A 21,844-nucleotide genomic window follows, 5' to 3' on the forward strand; every position below is an offset into this window, starting at 1 on the left:
GGGGCCTACAGATGGGGCGCGATGGACGGGAGCAGGTCCTGGAAGGTGCGGCCGGTGGCGGGTTCGCCGATGGCCTTCATCTGCCAGCCGCCGCTCGTGCGCTGGACCTTGGCCATGATCTGGGCGGTGTGCCTGCCGCCGCCGGTCAGGGTGTAGCGGGCCAGCTCGGTCCCCGTGGTCTCGTCCACCAGCCGGCAGAACGCGTTCTGCACCTCGGCGAAGGTCTGGCCGGTGAAGGAGTTGACGGTGAACACGATCTGGTCGACCTGGGCGGGCACGCGGGCCAGGTCGACCAGGACGGACTCGTCGTCGCCTCCGGCACCTGCCCCGCCGGTGAGGTTGTCGCCGGTGTGCCGGACGGAACCGTCATCGCTGGTCAGGTGCTGGAAGAAGACGACGTCGACCGGTTGCCCGGCCGCGAAGAGCACGGCCGAGGCGTCCAGGTCGATCTCCCCGCCTCCGGTGAGCCGGGCGAGGAAGCCCTTACGGGGCGCGGCCTGCCAGCCGAGGCCCATCCGGACCGAGTTCAGGGCGCTGCCGTCGGCCTTGCTCAGGCTGACCTGCTGGCCCTTGGTCATGTTCACCGACATGGGGTGCTTCTCCTTCGGGTTCGACCTGCTGGGGGAACTGTCCGGAGCCGTCTGCCGGGCCGTCCGGACAGGCACTGCTGTCATCGGGGGAGCGGGGGTTCCCGGTTTCGGCGACGGACGAAGACATGAGGGTGAGCAGCGCACTCAGGACCGCGACGAGCGCGAGGACCCAGCCGGCGGACATGAGCGAGCCCGGCAGCGTGCCCGCGACGCCGACGCCTCGGAGCAGATGACCCGCTACGAGCAGGAGGGTGGCGGACGACGCGGCCACAGCGGGCGTGAGCGCCAGGAGCGCCGCCCGCGGACCGGGCGGTACCGGGCCGTCGCGGTGCGGACTCCTCGGCGGACGCGTGCGGTACGGCCTCGAAGCCGTACCGGTCCTCGGGGTGCGGGTCAGGGGGGTCGGCCACTCGGTCTCCTGACGCGTGGGGGCGGTCGGTGCCGGCAGGGGTGTCGCCGGGCCCGCCCCCGGTGACCAGGCCCGGGGGCGGGCCGTCCGTGTCAGACGTTGACGCCGAAGTCGGACGCGATGCCCGCCAGACCGGACGCGTAGCCCTGTCCCACGGCCCGGAACTTCCACTCGGCGCCGTGCCGGTACAGCTCGCCGAAGACCATCGCCGTCTCGGTGGCCGCGTCCTCGGACAGGTCGTAGCGGGCAATCTCGGCGCCGCCGGCCTGGTTGACGACGCGGATGAAGGCGCCCTGGACCTGCCCGAAGCTCTGCCCGCGGTTCGCGGCGTCGTGGATGGAGACCGGGAAGACGATCTTTGTGACCTCGGCGGGCACGGCGGCGAGGTCGACCTTGACCGACTCGTCGTCGCCCTCGCCCTCACCGGTGAGGTTGTCACCGGTGTGCTCGACCGAACCGTCCGGGCTCTTGAGGTTGTTGTAGAAGACGAAGTGCTGGTCGGACAGCACCTTGCCGGAGGCGTCGAGCAGCAGTGCGGAGGCGTCGAGGTCGTAGTCGGCACCGGTGGTGGTGCGCACGTCCCAGCCGAGGCCGACCAGTACGGCGGTCAGGCCCGGCGCCTCCTTGCTGAGCGAGACATTGCCGCCCTTGGCCAGGGAAACTCCCATTGCGAACTCCTTCTCGACGCGTCGGGTGCGGGCCCGGCGGACCCGGCGGACCCTGAACTAAAATCTACAGCACTGTAGAGATTGCGACGGTGTTCAGGTCCACTGTCCCTTGTCGTGCCGCCGTCGCGGACCGGCACGGGAAAACCCGTCCGCGCGGCTCGTCACGGGCGGCGGACGGCCGCGGACGTCGTGATCGGTCGTGCGGCGTCGATACGATGGACCGGCCGGGATGTGGAGCCGGCGGAGAAGGGAGCCACGGCGTGACGGACCAGCGGCAGCGTCCCCCACGGCGGGGTCAGGGCGAGCTGGAGGCGCAGATCCTGTCCGCCCTGCGCGCGGCGGAGGGCCCCGCGACCGCGGGCTGGGTGCAGGAACGGCTCGGCGGCGACCTCGCCTACACGACGGTCATCACGATCCTGACCCGGCTGCTGGCCAAGGGCGCGGTGACCCGCGAGCGCGTCGGCCGGTCCTTCGCCTGGACCTCGGCGTCGGACGAGGCGGGCCTGGCCGCACACCGGATGCGCAGGGTGCTCGACGGGGAGAGCGACCGCGAGGCCGTGCTGGCCAGCTTCGTGACCTCCCTGGCACCGGACGACGAACGCCTGCTGCGCGAACTGCTGGGCCGGGCCAGGACCGAAGGGGAAGACTGAAGCCTCATGGGGGTGTTCGTCTTTCTGCCGCTGGTCCTGCCGCTGACGGCCTGGCCGGTCGCACGCCTCGCCGAGCAGCGGCTGTACCCGCGGACCGCCACCCGGCTGCTGACCGCTCTGGCCGTGGTGATGGCGCTGTGCAGCACCGTGTGCCTGGGGCTGCTCGTGGTCGTCGGCACGGCACAGCTGCCCGGCAACCCGCTGCCCGACGCGTGGTCGGATCCCGAGGTGCGTGCGGCGGTGCCGTACGACGAGTTCGCGGGGAAGCTCGCGATACCGGCCCTGCTCGCTGTCCTGCTGGCCGGCGGCCGCACCCTGTGGCGGCACCGGCAGGTGCGCCGCCGCGCCCACCGGGCGCTCGCCGGCCTGCCCGCGACCGAGGTGGCCGTCCTGCCCGACGAGACGCCGTACGCGTACGCCCTCCCGGGCGGGCGCCGTGACCGGGTGGTGGTGACCACCGCCCTGCTGTCCTGCCTCGAACCGGCCGAAAGGCGCGCCCTGTTCGCGCACGAGCGCGCCCACCTCGCCGCCCGGCACCACCGGTTCCTGCTGGCCGCCCAGCTCGCCGCGCGCGCCAACCCGTTCCTGCGTCCGCTGCGTACGGCCGTGTCCTTCACGGCGGAACGCTGGGCGGACGAAGAGGCGGCACGGGCCGTCGGCAGCCGCAGGGCCGTGGCGCGCGCGATCGGCAAGGCGGCCCTGGTCTCCCGGGGCACCGCGGCGACCACTCTCGCGGGCCTCGCCGCACCGGGGCCGGTGCCGCGACGGGTGGCCGCTCTGCTCGGCCCCGCGCCCGCGCTGCGCAGCTGGCCCCCGGTGTTCACCTCGGTCGGTCTCGCCGCCTGGGGCGCGGCGGCCGGGACCGCGGTGTCCGCCCTGTCGTCCGCGAACTCCGCGGTGACGATGGTGCTCATCCTGCACGCGGCGACCCCCTGGTGAGAGCGGACCCCCGGGTGTGCCTGGTGAGAGCGGACCCCCGGGTGTGGCGGGTGGGGCCGTGGCAGGTGGGGCCGATGAGACGGACCCTCCCTCCATCCGTACTTCTACAAAATTGTAGAGTTCCGTCGTTCGGTACAGGGGCGCACCGAACGGACAACAGGCACGGACCGGCCGCTCGTGGCCGGGCGGAAGAGAGGGGCGCCTGTGGGCGGCAGGGGACAGCGACGGCACACGCAGGCCGGAGGCGGGCCGGCACGGCGCGTGAGGCTGACGCGGCGGGGGCGGATCCTCGTATGGACGGCGGGGGCCTTCGCGGTGCTCGTCCTGGGGACGGCCGGGGTCGGCGCCTGGATGTACCAGGACCTCGACGACAACATCAGTGCCGCCGACATCGACGACAAGCTCGGCGGGGACCGTCCCGCCAACCTCAGCCCGGGCTCGAAGAACATCCTGGTCGTCGGTTCCGACAGCCGTGCGGGCGGCAACGCGAAGTACGGCAAGGACCTGACCACCATGCAGTCGGACACCCTGATGGTGATGCACGTCCCGGCGAACCGGAAATGGGCGACCGTGGTGTCCTTCCCGCGCGACTCGTGGGTGCGGATATCCGCGTGCGACAAGGGTGACAGGACCACCTCGGCATCCCATCACGCCAAGATCAACGAGGCGTTCGCGATCGGCGGCTCCAGCGGCAAGGTCGCCGGCGCCGCCGCCTGCACCATCAGGACGGTCGAGGCGAACACCGGACTGCGGATCGACCACTTCATGTCCGTCGACTTCCAGGGCTTCAAGGGCATGGTCAACGCCCTGGGCGGCATCGAGGTCTGCCCCGAGCAGGCCATCCACGACGAGAAGGCGCACCTGGACCTGGAAGCCGGCTGCCAGACCGTCGAGGACGAGCAGGCGCTCGGTTACGTACGCGCCCGCTACAGCGTCGGCGACGGTTCCGACCTCGGGCGCATCGGCCGCCAGCAGGAGTTCATGGAGGCGCTGGCCGACAAGGCGCAGTCCAAGCTGACCAGCCCGAACGCGCTCTACGGCTTCCTCCAGTCGGCCACGAAATCCCTGACCACGGACAGGGATTTGGCCGGCATCAAGCCGCTGTACGGCCTGGCCTCCGAGGTGAAGGGCATTCCGGGCGACAGGCTGACCTTCCTCACCGTGCCCAACTACCCGCGCGAGGCGGATGTGGCCACCGACAAGGCCAACGTCGTGTGGCAGTACCCGCAGGCCGGCAGCCTGTTCACCTCCCTCGCCAAGGACAAGGAGGTCGACAAGAAGGAACTGCAGGCCGACGCCGAGGACCCGGTCTACGCGTCGAGCGTGCGCGTCCAGGTGCTCAACGGCACCGGTGTCCCGGGGCGTGCCGCCGCCGTGGCCACGAAACTGCGCCAGGCCGGGTTCACCGTCGTCGGCACGGGCAACGCGGCGAGGACGACCCGCACCACCACCGCCACCTACCCGCAGGGGATGGGCGAGCAGGCGAAGGTGCTGGCGTCACGGCTGTCCCAGGCCCGGGCCACACAGGGGGCGGACGCTGCCGGGGGAGTGGTCACCCTCGCGGTGGGCACCGACCTCGATCCCGACGACATCCTGTGACGCCGCCGGCATCTTGTGACGCCGCTCGGCATCCTGTGACGTCGTCCGGCACCCCGTGACGTCGCGCCCCCCCAGGGGACGACGGGCCGGGCCGCGCCCGGAAGGGGCGGCCCGGCCGCCGTGCCGCGCTCCGGCCGGAGCGCGCGGGCACCGTCCGTGTCCGGCGTCACCCGGACGCCGGAGGGACCTGCCCGTTCCCGGCCGGGTGCGGATCAGTCCTCTTCCCCGTCCTCCTCGTCACCCTCGAAGAAGTCGCCCACCTCGTCCACGACTTCGGCCGCGACCATACCGCCGACGACACCGGCCGCCAGGCCGGCTGCCCCCGCGGCGACGGCAGTGCCCGTGCCCGGCCCGGAGCGGTGGTCGTCGTGACGCTGCCCGTGGTACCCGTGACCGTCACCGCCGTGCTCGTACGCGGACCGCGAGCCGTAGGACGCACGCTGCTCGACCAGTTGCCGGATCCAGCCGTCGACCAGGGTGGTCCAGTCCTGGTGCGCCACCCCGTCGTGGGAGACGGTGAAGCGGGTGAGCGCGTCGTGCCCGGAGGAGAGGAGCCCGCCGCGCTTGTCGGCCTCCAGGACGACCTCCATACCGCCGGGCGTGGCGAGGAAGGTCAGCTCGATCTCGTTGACGGCATGGGCGTACTGGGATGACGGGGTGAGCTCCAGCTCCTGGTAGAAGGGGAGTTGCTGGCCCGTGCCGCCGATGCGGCCGAACTCCAGGTCGGCGGACCGGAAGCCGAAGCCGAGCTGCCCGAAGGCTTCGAGGACGGCCTCCTGGACGGGCAGGGGCTGCACCGTGAGCTGGTCGAGGTCACCCTTGTCCTTCGCTCCTGCCACCGCCAGTTCGGTGCGTACCCCGAGGACGATGCCGAGCGGCTGCCCGTACAGCTCGGTGATCGGGGTCTCCCAGGGCAGCGTCACGCCGAACGGGAGGCCGCGCTCCTCGCCCGCGGCGAGGCGGAAGCCGCCGCCGACGGTGAACCGCTCGAAGACGACCGTGCCCTCGCTCTCCCCGTCCTCGTGCTCGGCCTCGACCCGCGCCAGCAGCTCCAGGGTGATGTGCTCGATCTCGAAGTCGGCGTCGCCGCCCCGCAGATGCACCTGGCCCGACAGGGTGGAGCCGGGCAGAGCCGCTCCCGGGTCGAGAGTCGTGTCCACCGTGGGACCGCCCACACCCAGTGATCCGAGTAGCCGTTTGAACACCATCGCGGCGTCCACTCCTTCATGTACGTGTGTCACTCGTGACGAACGACGAACGGCGAGGACGAACGCCGGGGTGTTCGGGGACGACCCGGAAAGCACTCGCGTTCTTCCTCTACAAGCGAGTAGAAGCATAGGGTCGCGAAAGGCGGTCCAGGGCCGTTCCGGAAAGCCGCAGCAGGGAAAGTCCGAAAAGCGCCGCCCGCCGCGTGACCTGGGACGGGATCCTCAGTTTTTGACGATCCCGGCGATCCGTTCGGCGGCCTGGGCGGGGGTGAGACGGGTGGTGTCGACGACCTCGGCCGCGGCGTGCAGCCAGGTGCGGGCCGCCTCGGCGTAGGGCTCGAGGTACTTGAGGCGGAACGGGGAGGGGCCCATGAGGGTGTCCCCCTCGATACGTCCGCGCAGGGTGTCCTGGTCCGCGTGGAGGACGAAGTGCCGTACCGGGATGGCGTGGTGGGCGAGGCCCGTGCTGATCTCGCGCCAGTACTCCTCGACCAGGACGGTCATGGGTACCACCAGGGTGCCGCCGGTGTAGTCGAGGACGTGACGGGCGGTCTCGACGACGAGCGGCCGCCACGGCGGCCAGTGCTGGAAGTTGTCCGTCCCGGGCCCGGGCAGCTTCGGAGTGATGTCCATGAGTGTCTCGCCGACCTTCTCGGCGTCGAACACCCGTGAACCGGGGATCAGTTGCTGTACGAGCGCACTGGTCGTCGTCTTGCCCGCGCCGTGGGTGCCGTTGAGCCATACGATCATGGGCCCACGCTAGCGCCGTGCGGGCCGCGGGAGCCGGCTTGCTCGATCAGTTGTGTGCAGTCCATCGACGACCAGGTGAAGGCGGGCGCCCCGTGGCACGCCCCCGCGGTGGACGACACCTTCGGGACGACCTTCGCCGACCACGCGGCGGTGACGGAGGCGATCCGTGCCCAGGACGCCGAACTCGCCCGGACCCGGATGCTCACCCACCACACCCACGACCGCGACGCCCGCATACGGCAGAGCGTGGCCCGCGGCCTGTTCGCCGACCGATCCGCACCGCCCTCACCGGCCGGGTGACCCGAACACGCGTCTTCTTGTCATCCGGGGACGATTCACTGTTCACTGGAGGAGTGCCGACCTCCGCCGCTGCGCTGACGGGCTTCTGGCCCTCGCGTCGCATCCATGTGTTCGACGTGTTCTGTCGCTAGGTCATTTGTGGTCCTCGCGCCCGCACATGGCCTGCGCGTGTGCGGTTCTTCCCCACTCGTCGCGCATCGCGCGGACGAGAACACACCGGAACAAACACACCGGAACAGAGGTCTGCCATGTCCGTGACCGACGAACTCCTGGGCAACAACGCCCGCTACGCCGGGACCTTCTCCGGCCCGCTGCCGCTGCCGCTGCCGCCCGCCCGGCACCTCGCCGTCATCGCCTGCATGGACGCCCGGCTGAACGTCTATGCGATCCTCGGCCTCGAGGAGGGCGACGCCCATGTCATCCGCAACGCGGGCGGCGTGGTCACGCAGGACGAGATCCGCTCCCTCGCCATCAGCCAGCGACTGCTCGGGACCGAGGAGATCATCCTCATCCACCACACCGACTGCGGCATGCTGACCTTCACCGACGACGGCTTCAAGGACACGATCCAGAAGGACACCGGCATCCGCCCGCCCTGGGCGGCGGAGGCCTTCGCGGACCTGGAGACGGACGTCCGCCAGTCCGTCGCACGCATCAAGGCCGACCCCTTCGTCGTCCACAAGGACGCCATCCGGGGTTTCGTCCTCGACGTCGCCACGGGCAAGCTCGAAGAAGTCCTCTGACCCCGACAGCAACCGGGGCGGCCCCGTCGCCCCGCCCCGGTGCTCCGGCCCACCGCCCCACACCGATCCGGACGGGTGGCGAGGGTGGCGGTGGTGGCGTGCGGGGGGCCATGCCGGACAGTGCATCCGCCGCTGTGGGGGACGGGCAAGCGATTATCGCGTGGAGAACTCCTGGGTGCCGAGCACGCGCAGCAGTTCCAGTCGTTCGCGGGTCCGGGCATCGGCGGGAGTGAGCACCAGGAGCTGCTGGCGCAGGTCGGGGGTGACCAGGGTTTCGCAGTCCATGAGCAGGCTCCCCACCTTCGGGTGCACCAGGGTCTTGCGGTCGGCGCGCCGGACGGACACCTCGTGCTGGGCCCAGAGACGGCGGAAGTCGGCGCTCGCGGCCCGCAGGTGCTCGACGAGTTCGGCGACCGCGGCGTCGCCGGAGCGCCGGCCTGCGGTCGCGCGCAGGTCGGCCACGAGCTGGCGGGAGTGGTGTTCCTGCTCCTCGGGCGGGCTGCCGGCACGGACGGCGGGCTCGGTGAACCAGCGGAACGCGATATGGCGCCGGTCACCGGAGAAGCCGGTCTGGTCGCCCGCCACCAGGACGGACGCCCGGTTCTGTGCCAGGACCTCGCCCAGGTCGGACAGCACCAGGGCCGGTGTGTCGCCGAGCAGGTCGAGCATGCGCACCAGGCCGGCGCGGGCCGGGGCGGCCACCCCGTCGGCGGGCGGCGGCTGGTGGCCGGCCAGGTGGAAGAGGTGGTCGCGTTCGTCGTCGGAGAACCGCAGCGCCCGGGCGAGGGCCCCGAGCAGCTGGGTCGAGGGCCGGCTGCTGCGGCCCTGTTCGAGGCGTACGACGTAATCCACCGACATGCCGGCCAGCATCGCCACTTCTTCCCGGCGCAGACCGCTGGTACGGCGGCGCGGACCGTCGGTGATGCCGACCTCCGACGGGCTGATCGCCTCGCGGCGGCGGCGCAGGAAGTCGGCGAGCTGGTCCCGTTGCATGTCCCCATGGTCCCTCGCGGCGGCGGACCCATCCAGGGAGCGGCGCTCCCATGATGAACGCTCCGCTCCCGTACCGCGCGGCCCGGGCGCAGGGTGAGGGGCAGACCGACGACGAAGGAGAACACCATGCAGATACGGACACTGGGCAGCACCGGTCCGGCCGTTTCCGCGCTGGGCCTGGGCGGGCTGGGCATGTCGGGCGCCTACGGCGCGGCCGACCGGGCGGAGAGCGTCGCCACCGTGCACGCCGCGCTGGAGGCAGGCATCACGTTGATCGACACCGCGGACTTCTACGCCAGCGGGCACAACGAGCTGCTGCTCGCCGAGGCGCTGCGCGGCCGGGACCGGGACAGCTACCTGCTGAGCGTCAAGTTCGGCCTGCTGACGGGCCCCGGCCCCTCCTTCGGTGGCCTTGACGGCCGTCCCGAGGCGGTGAAGAACTTCCTGGCCCACTCACTGACCCGGCTGGGCACCGACCACATCGACATCTACCGCCCCGCCCGGCTGGACCCGGCGGTGCCGATCGAGGAGACGGTGGGTGCGATCAAGGAGATGATCGACGCCGGTCACGTACGGCACCTCGGTCTGTCGGAGGTCGGCTCGGAGACGATCCGCCGGGCACACGCCGTGCACCCCGTCTCGGACCTGCAGATCGAATACTCGCTGATCTCCCGCGCTGTGGAGGCGGACGTCCTGCCCACGCTCCGTGAGCTCGGCATCGGCCTGACCGCGTACGGAGTCCTGGCCCGTGGCCTGATCTCCGGGCACTGGTCCGCCGACCGCGCGGCCGGTCCCGGTGACAGCCGCGCCTCCAGCCCACGGTTCTCGAGCGGGAACGTGGAGCACAACCTCACCCTGGTGGAAGCGCTGCGCCGGGTCGCGGCGGCGAAGGGGTGCACCGTCGCCCAGCTGGCCATCGCCTGGGTGGCCGCGCAGGGTCAGGACATCGTGCCCCTGGTCGGCGCCCGCACCCGCGAGCGGCTGGCCGAGGCGTTGCCCGCGACGGAACTGGACCTCACCCCGGACGACCTCGCCGGGATCGAGCGCGCGGTCCCTTCGGGGACGGCACGCGGCGACCGGTATCCGGCCGCGTTCATGTCCGGTCTCGGTGTCGGGAACTGAGCCGCCCCGTGATGCGGCTACCGTGACCGCGGGGCGGGCCGGCCGGCCTGGAGGCCGGCTACGAGGCTGACGGAGCCGTGCAGCGCGGACCGCGGCGTGCGCGCGGTGTCGACGGCGCGGTCGTCGCGCAGCCCGAAACCGGCGAGGACGTCGAAGGAGATCTGCAGAGCCTCGTTGCTGACGCGCTGGTCCTCCTCGTCGTCGGCCGCAGGCGCGCGGACGACGGCGGCGTAGCGCCCCGGGTGGTCGAGGGCCCAGGGCGGTAGGCGTCGCCGATCGCGCGGACCGCACGGGCCGCCTGGCTCACGCGCCGCATTTGTGCTTCATGGCGTTCACCGTCCCGCCGCTGAAGGGCTCTGTCTTCCGCTCCGGGAACAAGGGCCTTCCGCTCCGGGAACAAGGTGTCGGGATTCGGCTCGTTGCCGGTGACCGCCGCCGCGAGCAGGTCCAGCTCCCAGCGGCCCTTCTCGAACAGCCATCCCTCGCCGGTTTCGTCCCCGGCGTTCCCGGTCTGCTTCCGGCGCCGGTCCTTCAGCTCGGCCACGGCGGCACGGAGATGCCTCATGTCGGGCGCGCCGTCCGTGTGGACGACGGTGAGCAGGTGGCACTCGGTCGAGCGCCCGGTGAACGGCCTGCTGCTGAACTTCGTTCCCTCGAACCGGCCCGCGAGGACAGCCGCCCGGATGTCGGTGCGAACGAGGCTCTTGCTCACCACGGTCCCGTCCGTGGTCCCGGCTGGCCGTCCGGACGCCCCGGGGCTCCGGTGCCGTCTCCGCCGCAGCCCGCCAGGACCATCGTCGGAGTCGCGGCGACCGCCGCACCCCCACCGCACGCGCTACCGGATCCCCCTCGCCTGACACTCGTGAAGCAGGAGTGTCGCACGAAAAGATCATGGGACCGTCGGGCGGAACCCTGCGTGGGCCGTCGTCAGGAAGCCGCGCTCAGGGCGGGATCGGTGCGCCAGATGAAGGCGAGTTCGGACAGCGGTACGTCGAGTACCTCGCTGAGCCGGACGATGGTGCCGAACGCGGGCGTGGGCAGCCTGCCGGTCTCGATCTTGCGGAGGGTCTCCGGCGAGATCCCTGCCGCCAGGGCCACTTCTACGGGACTGCGTCCGGCCCGGGCGGAGCGCAACGCCGCCCCGAGACGTCGGCCCGCCTCGATCTGTTCGGGGGCGAGCGGATGGCGAACCATGCCCACATGCTAGGTCCGTGGGCGTCCCGGCGGCAACCGCCCCCTCTGGTATAAATATACCGGTCGGCCGCCCCCCCCCCCGGAGAATCGAGAAGCGCAGTGATCGAGCACAAATCCCCCGGAGACATCGAGCGTATGCACGTCACCGGACAGTTCCTCGGGCAGGTGCTGGCCGAACTCGGTGACCTGGCCGACGTGGGGGTCGACCTGCTGGACCTGGAGCATCACGCGCGCCGCCGGATCAAGGAGCGCGGCGCGGAGTCCTGCTACTGGGACTACGAGCCCTCGTTCGGCAAGGGCCCGTTCCGCAACGTGGTGTGCCTCTCGGTCAACGACGCCGTACTGCACGGCCTGCCGCACAGGTACAAGCTGCGCGACGGCGACCTGGTGACCATGGACATGGCGGTCACGGTCGACGGCTGGGCCGCCGACTCGGCCTACTCCGTCGTCGTCGGCACCCCGTCCGAGGAGGACCTGCGGCTGATCGAGGCCACCGAGGTCGCCCTGGAAGCCGCGATCGAGGTCGCCCTGCCGGGCAACCGGCTCGGGGACATCTCGGCGGCCATCGGCGCGGTGGCCCGCGAGTACGGCTATCCGGTCAACCTGGAGTTTGGCGGCCACGGCATCGGGCGCACGATGCACGAGGAGCTGCACATCCCCAACGACGGTCGTCCGGGCCGCGGTTGGAAGCTGCGGCCCGGCCTGACGATCGCGATCGAGCCCTGGTTCGCGGCCGGCACCGACAAGATCGTCTACGACCCGGACGGCTGGACGATCCGCTCGGCCGACGGCTCGCGCACCGCGCACTCCGAGCACACGGTCGCCATCACCGAGACCGGTCCGCTCGTACTCACCCGGCGCCCTCAGGACGTCAGGGAACAGCAAGGCGCGCGGACGTCACCGGCGCCCGGACGCTGACGAGGGCGTCACCGGGAAGAGATCCCACACGGCGGTGACGCCCCCCATCCCTCAGGGGCCGGTCGTCCCGGTGGCGATCGCTTCGGGGTGGTCCTCGATGTACGCCTTGACGACCGACTCGAAGCTGTCGTCGGGGCGCAGGCCGAGCGCCGTGGCACGCGCGCCGTCGAACGAGGCGGGCCACGAACCGACGATCGCCTCGACGGCGGGGTCGGGCGCGACGGTCACCAGGTCGGCGACGGCGTCGCCGGCTACCCGGCGCAGCATGCCCGCGACCGTGACCGTGAGCCCCGGCAGATTGACCGGAAGTCCGCCTTCGAGGGCGCCGGGGCCGCTGCCGCGCACGGCCTCGGTGATGCGGAGGATGCCCTCGACGGTGCGCCGCGGTGAGGCCAGCGCGACCCGCAGGCCGGGGTCGACCGGGCAGGTGGCCGCAAGGCCGGAGAGGGGCTCGCGGATGATGCCGGACAGGAAGCCGGAAGCGGCCGCGTTCGGCTCGCCCGGCCGCACCGCGACGGTCATGAGGCGCGCCACCCGCCCGTCGACGAAGCCCCGGCGCGTGTATTCGGCGATCAACTGCTCGCAGACGCGCTTCTGCATTCCGTAACTCGACTGCGGCGTCGGCAGCGTCCACTCGTCGACCACGGGCGGCAAAGGCGCCGCGGGGTCGGAGCCGTAGACCGCGATACTGCTGGAGAACACCACCCGGGGCGTCGGCCCGCCGGCGGCCGACTGGGCGCGGGCGGCGTCGAGCAGCGCGCGTGTCGTGTCCAGGTTGGCGCTCATGCCCAGGTCGAAGTCGCTCTCGCACTCGGCCGACACGGCCGACGCCAGGTGGATGACCACGTCCACGGGCTGCCTGAAGACATCGTCGAGGCGCTCGCTCAGATCGCCCTGGACGACGTCCACCAGCGGGTGGTCCGCCACCGGCGCCGCGGCAGGTACCCGCCGGTCGGCGAGCAGCAGCCGGTCGACGGGCGCACCGCACAGGGTCCGCCGCGCGAGCAGGGCGTCGGTGACCTGCTGTCCCAGGAAACCGAAGCCACCGGTGACGACGATCCTCATACGGTCCTCCTCGTGCTGCTCGTCCGACCGGCCGACCGGGCCGCTCGCTCACCGTCGTACGAGATCGGGGTTGGCATCGAAGTAAGCTAAGGCTAGCCTTACTGCGTGTCGAAGAACCCGAAGTTGATGCCCCGGCAGCCCCGGCTGTTCCGTTGCCACGTCGTGCGCAGTGAGCGTTACACGTCCTCGATGCAACGGGTCACGGTGACCGGACCCGACCTCTCCTCGTTCCCGTGGCAAGGCTACGACCAGTGGTTCCGGTTGTTCCTGCGGAAACCGCACCAGGAGGAGTTCGTCCTGCCGGAGATCTCCGGGCCGACCTGGTGGAAGCCGTTCCTCGCCCTACCGGAGGAGGAGCGGGCGCACTGCGCGAACTACACCGTGGCCGGCTTCCGTCCCGACGTGGCGGAACTCGACATCGACTTCGTCGTGCACAGCGGTCCGGGCGGTGAACCGGAGGGCGCCGCGGCGATCTGGGCCTGCGGGGTGACCCCCGGCGAGGAACTCGCCCTCCTCGACCAGGGGTTGCTGTTCGACTGCCCCGACGACGCCTCCGAGGTACTCCTCGTCGCCGACGAGAGCGGGCTGCCCGCGACGGCCGGCATCCTGCGCTCCCTCCCGCGGGAAGCGGTGGGCCGTGTCATCCAGGAGATCCCGACCGCGGACGACCGCCGCGACCTGGACGCCCCGGCCGGAGTGAGCGTCACCTGGGTGGTGCGCGAGGACCCGTCCGCGGTTCCCGGCGCCGCCGCACTCGCGGAGCTGCGCCGGCACGTGCCCGCCGGTCCGACGGGCTACGCCTTCGTCGTGGGGGAGTCGACACTCGCCACCGAGGGCCGGCGGCACCTGCACCGCTCGGGACTGCCGAAGTCGCGCATCACCTTCTCCGGTTTCTGGAAGCGGGAGGCACACGAGGAAGCCGCTGCCGCCTGACCGGCACCGCGTGCGAGAGGGCCGTCCCTGCTGTCACGGCCCCTAGCAGACGTCACGCCCTCCCCGCAGACGTCACTCGTCCGGCGACGGGCGCAGGTGGAGGACGACCGCCGCCGTTCCGAGTGCCGGCACGGTGACCGGGACGGTTCCGTCCGGCTCCACCTCGACGGCGCGCGGGGCCAGACCGAGGTAGGTGGTGCGGAACGCCCGCCCGACGGCGAGCGGGGTGCCGACGCGGCAGGTGACCGGGACGTCCACCAGGGACTGCAGGCGGACCATGACCTGTCCCTCGTCCGGGACGGTCAGCCCGACGAGCCGTACCCGGGGGTCGTCCAGGGTCAGGAACCGTGTCCGCGCCGGAAGTTCCGTCCGGGCTCCGGCGCGGGCGCGGACCGCCACCAGCGGGTGGCCGGTGACGGCCGCGGTGCGCGCGGCCAGTCGCTCGCCGAGCCCTTCGGCGTCCTCGTCGGCCCCGGCGAAGGCGACGCTGTAGCGGAACGTGTGGTGGAAGGCCTGCTGGGAGGGGAAGTTCGTGTCCCAGATGTTGTTGTGCACCCAGGAGAAGACGGTGCCCGGCTCCTCGTGCGGGAGTGATGGCGGGTAGGGCGCGTAGGGGATCGCGATCCCGCCGAGCTGCACGAGCGGGGCGTCGGCCGTCGCCAGGACGGCGTGACGGGTGTCGTCACCGAGGCTGATCCAGCGGCGGATCGCGCGCATGTGGGTGGCGGACCCCGGCACGGTCTCCCGGTCGGTGCCGAGGACGCCACCGGTGGCCTCCGTACGCACGGTGGGGTCGTCCAGGGCGAACGGGAAGGCGAAGAAGGCACTCTCCTTGGTGAGCGTCGCGGTCTTGTCGATGCGGTTCTCCACGTCGATACGGGCCGCGTCGTGCGGAAGGCGCACCTTCACCCGGAGCCGTCGCGTTCCGGCCGGGGCGCATTCGTAGACGAGGCTCTGGCCGGTGGCGTCCGTGGTGCGGTCGACGAGCGCCGCGGGCGGCGCCGTGCTGCGCGAGGCGAGCAGGTGCATCGAGTCGTCGGCGACGGTCTTGCTGGACTGGTGGTTGAACGCGCCGGCCGTGGCGTACTCGTCGTACACGTAGCCGTTGAAGCCGACGGCGGCGTCCTGCCGGACCAGTTCGCGTCCGGTGCGCTTGTCGACGACCGAGCCGATACACGCCTCGCGCAGGTCGACGGTGACCCGCAGGTGGTCGTTCTCCAGGACGGCCGGGTCCGCGCAGGCGCCCGCCCGGTCGTCGCCCCGCGGGGCGGGGGCGGTGCCGGGCACGATGTCCAGGCGCAGCGAGCCGCAGGCCGGTACGTCGGCGACGGGCACGTGCAGGAACCGGCCGGCCGCCCGGTGACGGTCGTTGCTCTGCGCCTCCTCCACGAACGGCAGAGCCGTGCCGGTGCGCGCGTCGAGGACCTGGACCGCGTCGTGCAGCGCGACGGTGCTCTCCGGCAGGAAGAGCCGTGCCGTCTCCGTACGCGGCCAGCTGCAGGTGTTGACGACGTGGAAGGAGGCCAACGCGTCGGCGGGCGCGGCGAACGCCTCCCCGAGCAGCGCGGTGGCGGCGTCCAGCAGGGTCTCCGCGTCGTCGTGGGCGCGCATGGCCTGCGAGTACTTCCAGTGCCACTGCTGCTCGCCGGACCCGTGGCCGTGATCGCCGTGCGTCCACGGGTCGCCGGCGCCCCAGGTGTGCTCGTTGAACAGCGAGGCCGCCCGGTAGACGTCCGGCGCCTTCGACGTGACCGCCGTGCTGCCGGGTACGCCCAGCAGGTGCGCGTACCCGGCCACCGTCTGGGCCTCGGCGAGGGCGGCCTGGCCGCGGCGCGTGGCGGCGAGCGGGACGGCTCCGGCGCCGACCCCGTCCACCCACCAGTCGCTCCAGTCGCCCCGGTAGGTCTCCAGGCGGTCCCCGACACGCCGCTCGGCGTCCGCGAAGAAGTCCTCGTTGCGGGAGGCCCGCAGCCGCGGGTAGGCCCACTGCTCGTTCCAGCGGCGCACCGTGTCGGAGATGATCCGGCGCGGCGGCCCGTTGTCCGCGAACTTGCCCAGCACGCGCAGGTGCAGGACGTCCCACGGATAGGGGTCGACGCCGGCGGTGGCGGCCGAGGTCCGGTCGAGGATGGGGAAGCCGGGGATCCCGCGGCCCTCGTGCGGATAGGGGAACCGGGCCAGGGCGGTCAGGTAGGCGGGCAGCAGGTCGTCGACCCGGTCGTAGGACTCGTCGAAACCGAGGATCGACCCCTCCATGTACGCCAGGCCGTGCGGTGTGTCCGTACGCCACACCAGGACGCTGTTGCCGCTCGGCGCCTGCCAGCGGAACAGCCGCGGCAGGTGTTCCCCGCCGACGAGGTGCGGGACGGCCCGCCCGGCCCAGTTGTGCGCCACGGACAGGTGGCGGATGCCGTGGTCCGCCAGGACGTCCGGCAGGCCGACCACCTGCCCGGGCACGTCGGTCTGCATGGCCGTGGTGATGTCGATGCCGTGGCGGTCACGCAACTCCGTGACCGGGCGCAGCAGTTCGTGCAGTTCGTCCGTGGAACAGGTCTCCGTGTGGAGGTTGAACGGCATCGCCGTCAGCTCGACGCGCCCCTCGCGCACCCGGTCCAGGAAGTTCTCCACCTGGCGTGCGGGCCTGTTGGCGCTCCAGTCCTGGAAGGAGTGGAACCCCTCGACGGCCCAGCGGAACCGGGCGGGCTCCGGCCAGTCGTCGGTGTCCTTGCACAGCTCCAGCAGCGAGTCGAGGTAGGCGCGGGACTCGGCCATCACCCGGCCCTGCGGATCGGTGTAGCCGATGTCGAGGTGGGAGTGCTGCACCAGGTGCAGTGTCCAGTGGCGCTGCGGGCGGGCCTCGAAGTCGAGCCAGGTGTCCTGCGCCAGGTCGGGGAGCTCGATCCGCAGGGGCGTCGGCGCGTCCACCTCCGGCACCAGGACGCGCAGGTCCGTCCCGGGGCCGGAGAGGAGCTCGCTGCGGACGGGCGTACCACCGCCGGTGGTGACCCGGACCCTTGTGACGCGCGGCGCCCCGGCGCCGGCCGCCGCGCCCTCGGGCTGCAGCCGCACCCGGATGGACTGCAGCAGTGCGCCGGAGCCGTCGTGGCGCAACAGGGGTTCGCCGGACAGGTGCACCCGCAGGTCACCCACACCGACGGTGGCGGTGACCACGCGGTCGCGCAGGATGTCGCGCGCGATGTCGGAGTCCCACCAGGACGGCCGGATCAGCGGTGGCTTGGGCATGGTGCGTGATCGTCCTTCGTGTCGGGGTCGGTGTCGGTGGTACGGGCCCTACTCGGCCCCGTGACCGTGCCGGTCGCCGCGGGCCAGGGTGGCGAATATCTGCACCATGGCCGACTGGTTGAGGGTCGCGGCCGGGGCCTGCGGGTCGTAGTCGCCGCCGTTCGAGGGCTGGAAGCGGAACAGCCCGTTGGAGGCGTCCCGGTTGGTCCGGTACGTGCTGTCCGCGTAGCCGCTCATGGTCTGCCGGTAGGCGGAGTCGGGGCGGATCGCGTCCAGGTCCAGCAGGTCCTTGAAGTAGAAGGCGTTGAAAACGGCCGGCTGGTCGTGCAGGCGGGTGCCCTGCGCCCAGTACGCGAGAGAGGCGTCGGCGTCGGTGACGGCCCTGGTCCGCCAGGCGGCCTTGCCGGTCCCGCGGTACAGGGCCGTCGCCGTGCCGATCATGGCCCCCGAGTTGTACGTCCACAGCGTCTCGTTGGTGCCGCCGTCGTCGTTCCGGTCGTTGACGTACAGCCCCGGGGCCTTGCGCATGCACGAGGACACCCAGCCGTACCACTGCTCGGCCTTCTCCAGATAGGCACGCTCGTGGGTGTGCTCGTAGAGCCGGGCGGCGAGTTGCGCCGAGAGCGCGGTGACGTTGGTGGCCCGGATGTTGTTGCCGGGGGAGTCGACCCAGTCCATGCCTCCCGGACACGCCTTGGCGGTGTCGCCGTCCCAGGCGCGGGTGACGACCGGTATGACGTTCTCGGCCCGCCGCAGGAACGTCCTGTCGCCGGTGGACTCGTACTGGTCGAGCTGGCTCAGGGCGACCACGGCGTTGTCGTCGTAGTAGACGTCGCCGCCCGAGCCGAGCGGGGCGGGCAGATACGACTGGTAGCCGGGCCGCTCGCCGCCGGAGTGGTACAGCTCGAAGGTGTCGAAGCGCTCCGCCGCGGCCGCGCGGTAGCCCGGTCCGGTGCGCGGGAGTTCCTGCATGTCGACGGCCGCCGCCGCGGCCTCGCGGAACGGCCAGAGGTAGGAGTGCGCCGGGTCGGCCGCCTGCCGCGGCGTGTGCTCCAGGTACAGACCGTGCTGGTCCGTGCCCTCGTACAGGTAGGTCTGCAGGGCCTCGTAGGCGTCGGTGGCGCGGTCGGCCCACCGGGCGGGCGAGACGGGGTGGGGCCGGACGGGACGATCGGTCCCGGCGTGTGCGGGGACGGCGGTCCAGAGCAGGCCCGCGCAGACGGCGGTCACGGTGGCACGGCGGAGCAGGGATCGCGGCATGGTTCACCCTTCGCGAGGTGGAGGAGGGAGGCGTGCAGAGGTCAGCGGTGGATCCTGAGGCTGCTGACGAAGAAGCGCTGGGCGGAGAAGAACAGCACCAGGGTCGGCAGGGAGACGAGGAGGGCGCCGGCGAGCACGACCGGGGGCCCGACGTTGGAGTAGTTGCCCTGCAGGTCGGCGAGCGCGGCCATGACCGGCCGGATGTTGCGGCTCGTGGTCAGCGTGATGCCGAACATCAGGTCGTTCCACACGGCCACGAACTGGAACACGAACACGGCGACCATGGCGGACCGGGTCAGCGGCACGTGGATCTGCCAGAACAGCCGCCACCAGGACGCGCCGTCCATGCGTGCGGCCTCCACTACCTCCCGCGGCAGGGTGAGGGCGTAGTTGCGCATGACGAAGAAGGCGAAGGGGATCGCGATCGCCGTGTAGATCAGGACGAGCCCGAACTGGGTGTCGTACAGGGACGACTGCGCGTACGACAGGAACAGCGGGCGGATGAAGACCTGCAGGGGCAGCAGCGTGCCGGAGTAGATCACCCAGAACCACAGCGTCCGGTGCCGCACGGGCATGATGATCGTGGCGAAGGCGGCACCCGAGGCCAGTACGGCGGCGGCCAGCGCGCTGACGACGGAGTACAGCAGACTGTTGCCGAACGCCGGGCCCAGGTCGGCCTTGTCCCACGCCTGGGACATGTTGCCGAACAGCCCGAAGTCCGTCGGGAGCCAGTGCGGGCTGCCGGAGTAGCTTTCGGCCGGCACCAGGGCGTTGACCACCAGGAGCCAGGTCGGGACCAGCCAGAGCAGGGCGAGCACCGTGACGGTGCCGGTGCGCAGGACGCGGCCGAGGGACATGGTCATTCGCCTTTCACGTCGAGCTGACGGCGCAGGTAGAGCCAGGAGGCCACCAGGACGATGACGGTGAGGACGACGGCGATCGCCGCTCCCGCGCCGGGTCGCAGCTCCAGGAAGGTCTCGTTGTACATGGACACCGCGAGGGTCTCCGTGGCGCGTCCCGGGCCGCCCTGGGTGAGCACCCAGATCAGGTCGAACGACTTGAGGCCGTTCACCAGGCTCATGCCGATCACGATGATCGACACGGGCCGCAGCTGGGGCAGGACGATGTGGCGGAACTGCTGCCAGCTCCCCGCCCCGTCCAGGGAGCCGGCCTCCAGGGTCTCCGGTGGGATGGACTGCAGTCCGACCAGGAAGAGGATGACGGCCACACCGGTCGCCTGCCAGGCGTTGGCGAGGATCATCACGAAGGTGTTGCCCGGCCAGGTCAGCAACCACCCCTGGGCGAACGAGTCCAGGCCCACCGTGGTCAGGACCTGGTTGACGGCGCCGTCGCTGGTGAGCATGAAGTTCCAGACCACCGCCACCGCGGAGCCCGACAGCGCGTAGGGAAGGACGACACACAGCCGTGCGAGGCGCGAGAAGCGGGTGGCGTCGGTCATGCAGGCGATGGCCAGCCCGAGCACGAAGGGGAGCACGACCGTGCCCGCCACCCACAGCAGTGTGTTCTGGATCGAGCGGGTCAGGGCCGGATCGGAGGCGAACCGGGTGTAGTTGTCGAACCAGCTGAAGGGGGAGGTCCGGGTGTCGGCGAAGAAGCTGCGGTGGACGGTCCACACGAACGGGGCGAGCAGGAACGCCGCGACCAGGAGCACGGCCGGCGCCATGAACCCCCCGGCCGTCAGGCGTTCGCGCCTGCCGATCCAGACGTGCCGCACCGCGGGACGCGGCTCCGCGCCGACGGGAGGTGTCCGCCTGCCCCCGCCGGTGGCGGGTCGGTCGGTCGTGGAAGTACTCATGCCTCGTCGCGCCTCCAGGCTGCCCATTCGTCTTGTGCACGCTCCTGCATCCGGCGCAGGGTGGTCGCCGGCGAGGTCTGCCCGGCCATGAACCCGCCCAGGTCGTTGGTGTTGCCCTGGATGAGGCTCGGCGGGCCGGCCTCCCAGTAGCGGATCAGCGGGATCCGGCGCTCCCTGGTGACGTCACGCTGCAGCTCGGCCACGACGGGGTTGTCCGACCGGACCGTCGGGTTGGCGGAGCTGTCCTGCAGGAAGTCGCTCCACACCCGCTGGACGGGCGGGGCGAGCCACGCTCCGACGTTCGCCAGGGCGGCGTCGTGCGAGGAGGCCCGGGCGGGCACCGTGAAGACGCCCGACTCCGCGATCACGCTCTTGGGCGTGGCGGACCCCACCGTGGGCAGGATGAACGCCCCGTAGTCCGCGCCCGGCTCCATGCCCGCGGCGGTCATTCCCTGGGCCTGCCAGGTGCCGTGCAGGAACATGCCGACCGTTCCGGCCTTCAGCGCGCCCGGGCCCCGGGCCTGGTCGAAGTCGGGCGACGTCATCCAGCCCTTGCGCATGAAGTCGTGCCAGATGTCCATCGCCCGTCGGGCCGGGTCGTCGGTGTACGAGGCCTGGCCGGCCACCAGCTTCTGGTAGAAGCGCGGGTCGACCTTGGTGACCAGCTCCTGGAACCACTCGATCGCGGGCCAGCCGCCGACCTGACTGGCCAGGAACGGCGTGATCCTGTTGCGCTTGAGGACCTCGGCGCAGTGCAGCAGTGCGTCCCAGCTCCGCGGCTCGGACAGCCCGAGCTTCTTGAACACCGGCTTGCTGTAGAACAGCACGTAGTACGACTCGTACAGCGGGATGCCGTACACCTTCCCGCGGTACGACACCGCGTCCCGTGACGCGCCGCGTACCCATCCCTTCGCCCGGTACTTCCCCCAGACGCCCGACAGGTCCGTGAGGCCGCCGGCCCGGGCCAGCCGTTTGAGCTGGTAGCCCGAGGCCCACTTGACCAGGTCGGTGGCCTTCGAGGTCTGCAGGGTCATCTGCACGACCTGCTGGTACGAGGTCACCGAGGGGTTCGACAACGGCCGCAGCGCGTAGCCGGTGATCTTCTGCAGTTCACGTCCGGCCGCCCGGTAGCCGTCGTCCCAGGTCGCGTTGTCGTTGGAGATGCTCGTGGTCCCCGGCTGCGCCGACGTACTGTCCCCGCGGGCGCAGCCCCCCGCGGTGAGCACGGCCGCGCCCGCGGCCGCCCCGGCGAGAAGGCGGCGCCGGGCGAGCGGCGCGGCCGCACTTCGGGTCCTGCCCGATGCTGACATTGATCACCTTCACGGAAGCGAGCCATGTGCATGGCCGGATGTGAACCACAGGGCGCAGGGTCTCCCGGAATACCCGGGGCCGCCGAGTGGGTGTTGCGTGGAAGTTAACGACAACATTCCTGCAGTGGCAAGGG

20 protein-coding genes and 1 pseudogene are annotated in these 21,844 nt (G+C 71.6%); 8 read left to right on the plus strand and 13 right to left on the minus strand.

What is annotated here, in order from left to right; all coding sequences use genetic code 11:
* Positions 1-5 precede the first annotated feature (5 nt).
* Positions 6-590 (minus strand): TerD family protein, encoded by a 585-nt coding sequence (locus tag QFZ75_RS38675; RefSeq protein WP_307544092.1) that lies wholly within the window; start codon positions 588-590, stop codon positions 6-8.
* 501 nt (positions 591-1,091) lie between these two features.
* Positions 1,092-1,667, minus strand: coding sequence for a TerD family protein (locus QFZ75_RS38680; protein WP_307544093.1), 576 nt, complete (start codon positions 1,665-1,667; stop codon positions 1,092-1,094).
* 260 nt (positions 1,668-1,927) lie between these two features.
* Between QFZ75_RS38680 and QFZ75_RS38685 the strand changes: the two genes are divergently transcribed.
* The 3 genes from QFZ75_RS38685 to QFZ75_RS38695 all read left to right on the plus strand — a co-directional run bounded on the left by QFZ75_RS38685 (position 1,928) and on the right by QFZ75_RS38695 (position 4,855).
* A complete protein-coding gene (locus tag QFZ75_RS38685; protein WP_307544094.1) occupies positions 1,928-2,317 on the plus strand; it encodes a BlaI/MecI/CopY family transcriptional regulator in 390 nt (129 codons plus the stop codon).
* A gap of 6 nt (positions 2,318-2,323) precedes the next feature.
* A complete protein-coding gene (locus QFZ75_RS38690) occupies positions 2,324-3,256 on the plus strand; it encodes a M56 family metallopeptidase (protein ID WP_307544095.1) in 933 nt (310 codons plus the stop codon).
* Between the two features lie 267 nt (positions 3,257-3,523).
* Positions 3,524-4,855, plus strand: a complete 1,332-nt coding sequence (locus tag QFZ75_RS38695) for an LCP family protein (RefSeq protein WP_307545088.1) — start codon at positions 3,524-3,526, stop codon at positions 4,853-4,855.
* A 212-nt stretch (positions 4,856-5,067) separates the two neighbouring features.
* On the opposite strand, the gene QFZ75_RS38700 is transcribed toward QFZ75_RS38695, so the two are convergent.
* Together QFZ75_RS38700 and QFZ75_RS38705 are read right to left on the minus strand one after the other, a co-directional pair.
* Positions 5,068-6,063, minus strand: coding sequence for a sporulation protein (locus QFZ75_RS38700; RefSeq protein WP_307544096.1), 996 nt, complete (start codon positions 6,061-6,063; stop codon positions 5,068-5,070).
* A gap of 222 nt (positions 6,064-6,285) precedes the next feature.
* The gene (locus tag QFZ75_RS38705; RefSeq protein WP_307544097.1) at positions 6,286-6,813 is read right to left on the minus strand and encodes an ATP-binding protein; all 528 of its coding nucleotides are present in this window, start codon (positions 6,811-6,813) and stop codon (positions 6,286-6,288) included.
* Between the two features lie 54 nt (positions 6,814-6,867).
* On the opposite strand from QFZ75_RS38705, the gene QFZ75_RS38710 reads away from it, so the two are divergent.
* Positions 6,868-7,113 (plus strand): FCD domain-containing protein, encoded by a 246-nt coding sequence (locus tag QFZ75_RS38710; RefSeq protein WP_307544098.1) that lies wholly within the window; start codon positions 6,868-6,870, stop codon positions 7,111-7,113.
* A 248-nt stretch (positions 7,114-7,361) separates the two neighbouring features.
* On the plus strand, positions 7,362-7,856 hold the full coding sequence (locus QFZ75_RS38715; RefSeq protein ID WP_307544099.1) for a carbonic anhydrase: 495 nt from the start codon (positions 7,362-7,364) through the stop codon (positions 7,854-7,856).
* A 153-nt stretch (positions 7,857-8,009) separates the two neighbouring features.
* Here QFZ75_RS38715 and QFZ75_RS38720 read toward each other — a convergent pair whose 3' ends face one another.
* On the minus strand, positions 8,010-8,849 hold the full coding sequence (locus tag QFZ75_RS38720; protein WP_307544100.1) for a helix-turn-helix transcriptional regulator: 840 nt from the start codon (positions 8,847-8,849) through the stop codon (positions 8,010-8,012).
* Positions 8,850-8,975: 126 nt separating this feature from the next.
* On the opposite strand from QFZ75_RS38720, the gene QFZ75_RS38725 reads away from it, so the two are divergent.
* Positions 8,976-9,971 (plus strand): aldo/keto reductase, encoded by a 996-nt coding sequence (locus QFZ75_RS38725; RefSeq protein WP_307544101.1) that lies wholly within the window; start codon positions 8,976-8,978, stop codon positions 9,969-9,971.
* Positions 9,972-9,988: 17 nt separating this feature from the next.
* On the opposite strand, the pseudogene QFZ75_RS41310 reads toward QFZ75_RS38725, so the two are convergent.
* Together QFZ75_RS41310 and QFZ75_RS38735 are read right to left on the minus strand one after the other, a co-directional pair.
* A pseudogene (locus QFZ75_RS41310) lies at positions 9,989-10,168 on the minus strand (TetR-like C-terminal domain-containing protein); the annotation flags it as partial.
* 730 nt (positions 10,169-10,898) lie between these two features.
* A complete protein-coding gene (locus tag QFZ75_RS38735) occupies positions 10,899-11,165 on the minus strand; it encodes a helix-turn-helix domain-containing protein (protein ID WP_307544103.1) in 267 nt (88 codons plus the stop codon).
* Between the two features lie 99 nt (positions 11,166-11,264).
* Here QFZ75_RS38735 and map point away from each other — a divergent pair, with 99 nt between their 5' ends.
* On the plus strand, positions 11,265-12,083 hold the full coding sequence (gene map, locus QFZ75_RS38740; RefSeq protein WP_307544104.1) for a type I methionyl aminopeptidase: 819 nt from the start codon (positions 11,265-11,267) through the stop codon (positions 12,081-12,083).
* A gap of 51 nt (positions 12,084-12,134) precedes the next feature.
* Here map and denD read toward each other — a convergent pair whose 3' ends face one another.
* Entirely contained in the window at positions 12,135-13,148 is a 1,014-nt protein-coding gene (denD, locus tag QFZ75_RS38745; RefSeq protein WP_307544105.1) for a D-erythronate dehydrogenase, read from the minus strand.
* A 126-nt stretch (positions 13,149-13,274) separates the two neighbouring features.
* On the opposite strand from denD, the gene QFZ75_RS38750 reads away from it, so the two are divergent.
* Positions 13,275-14,081, plus strand: a complete 807-nt coding sequence (locus QFZ75_RS38750; RefSeq protein ID WP_373466085.1) for a siderophore-interacting protein — start codon at positions 13,275-13,277, stop codon at positions 14,079-14,081.
* A gap of 72 nt (positions 14,082-14,153) precedes the next feature.
* Here the strand turns inward: QFZ75_RS38750 and QFZ75_RS38755 are convergent, their stop codons facing one another.
* The 5 genes from QFZ75_RS38755 to QFZ75_RS38775 are packed head-to-tail and all read right to left on the minus strand — an operon-like array spanning position 14,154 to position 21,710.
* On the minus strand, positions 14,154-17,324 hold the full coding sequence (locus tag QFZ75_RS38755) for a glycoside hydrolase family 38 C-terminal domain-containing protein (protein ID WP_307544107.1): 3,171 nt from the start codon (positions 17,322-17,324) through the stop codon (positions 14,154-14,156).
* A 48-nt stretch (positions 17,325-17,372) separates the two neighbouring features.
* Positions 17,373-18,584, minus strand: coding sequence for a glycoside hydrolase family 76 protein (locus QFZ75_RS38760; RefSeq protein WP_307544108.1), 1,212 nt, complete (start codon positions 18,582-18,584; stop codon positions 17,373-17,375).
* A 41-nt stretch (positions 18,585-18,625) separates the two neighbouring features.
* Positions 18,626-19,447 carry a carbohydrate ABC transporter permease gene (locus QFZ75_RS38765; RefSeq protein WP_307544109.1) on the minus strand — a complete coding sequence of 274 codons (822 nt, stop codon included), beginning with the start codon at positions 19,445-19,447 and terminating at the stop codon, positions 18,626-18,628.
* Positions 19,444-20,400: a carbohydrate ABC transporter permease gene (locus QFZ75_RS38770; RefSeq protein WP_307544110.1), complete on the minus strand. Its 957-nt coding sequence runs from the start codon at positions 20,398-20,400 to the stop codon at positions 19,444-19,446. Before QFZ75_RS38770 ends, QFZ75_RS38765 begins: the two co-directional genes overlap by 4 nt.
* Positions 20,397-21,710, minus strand: coding sequence for an ABC transporter substrate-binding protein (locus QFZ75_RS38775; protein ID WP_307544111.1), 1,314 nt, complete (start codon positions 21,708-21,710; stop codon positions 20,397-20,399). Before QFZ75_RS38775 ends, QFZ75_RS38770 begins: the two co-directional genes overlap by 4 nt.
* Positions 21,711-21,844: the final 134 nt, after the last annotated feature.

It is taken from the genome of Streptomyces sp. V3I8, from assembly GCF_030817535.1.
In the GTDB taxonomy this organism is placed as follows: Bacteria; Actinomycetota; Actinomycetes; order Streptomycetales; family Streptomycetaceae; genus Streptomyces.

Coding starts and splice junctions, on each gene's coding strand:
- QFZ75_RS38775 (WP_307544111.1), bottom strand. CDS start 21,710: ATGTCAGCATCGGGCAGGACCCGAAGTGCGGCCGCGCCGCTCGCCCGG.
- denD (WP_307544105.1), bottom strand. CDS start 13,148: ATGAGGATCGTCGTCACCGGTGGCTTCGGTTTCCTGGGACAGCAGGTC.
- QFZ75_RS38770 (WP_307544110.1), bottom strand. CDS start 20,400: ATGAGTACTTCCACGACCGACCGACCCGCCACCGGCGGGGGCAGGCGG.
- QFZ75_RS38765 (WP_307544109.1), bottom strand. CDS start 19,447: ATGACCATGTCCCTCGGCCGCGTCCTGCGCACCGGCACCGTCACGGTG.
- QFZ75_RS38675 (WP_307544092.1), bottom strand. CDS start 590: ATGTCGGTGAACATGACCAAGGGCCAGCAGGTCAGCCTGAGCAAGGCC.
- QFZ75_RS38700 (WP_307544096.1), bottom strand. CDS start 6,063: ATGGTGTTCAAACGGCTACTCGGATCACTGGGTGTGGGCGGTCCCACG.
- QFZ75_RS38750 (WP_373466085.1), top strand. CDS start 13,275: ATGCCCCGGCAGCCCCGGCTGTTCCGTTGCCACGTCGTGCGCAGTGAG.
- QFZ75_RS38755 (WP_307544107.1), bottom strand. CDS start 17,324: ATGCCCAAGCCACCGCTGATCCGGCCGTCCTGGTGGGACTCCGACATC.
- QFZ75_RS38705 (WP_307544097.1), bottom strand. CDS start 6,813: ATGATCGTATGGCTCAACGGCACCCACGGCGCGGGCAAGACGACGACC.
- QFZ75_RS38760 (WP_307544108.1), bottom strand. CDS start 18,584: ATGCCGCGATCCCTGCTCCGCCGTGCCACCGTGACCGCCGTCTGCGCG.
- QFZ75_RS38680 (WP_307544093.1), bottom strand. CDS start 1,667: ATGGGAGTTTCCCTGGCCAAGGGCGGCAATGTCTCGCTCAGCAAGGAG.
- QFZ75_RS38735 (WP_307544103.1), bottom strand. CDS start 11,165: ATGGTTCGCCATCCGCTCGCCCCCGAACAGATCGAGGCGGGCCGACGT.
- QFZ75_RS38715 (WP_307544099.1), top strand. CDS start 7,362: ATGTCCGTGACCGACGAACTCCTGGGCAACAACGCCCGCTACGCCGGG.
- QFZ75_RS38720 (WP_307544100.1), bottom strand. CDS start 8,849: ATGCAACGGGACCAGCTCGCCGACTTCCTGCGCCGCCGCCGCGAGGCG.
- QFZ75_RS38725 (WP_307544101.1), top strand. CDS start 8,976: ATGCAGATACGGACACTGGGCAGCACCGGTCCGGCCGTTTCCGCGCTG.
- QFZ75_RS38690 (WP_307544095.1), top strand. CDS start 2,324: ATGGGGGTGTTCGTCTTTCTGCCGCTGGTCCTGCCGCTGACGGCCTGG.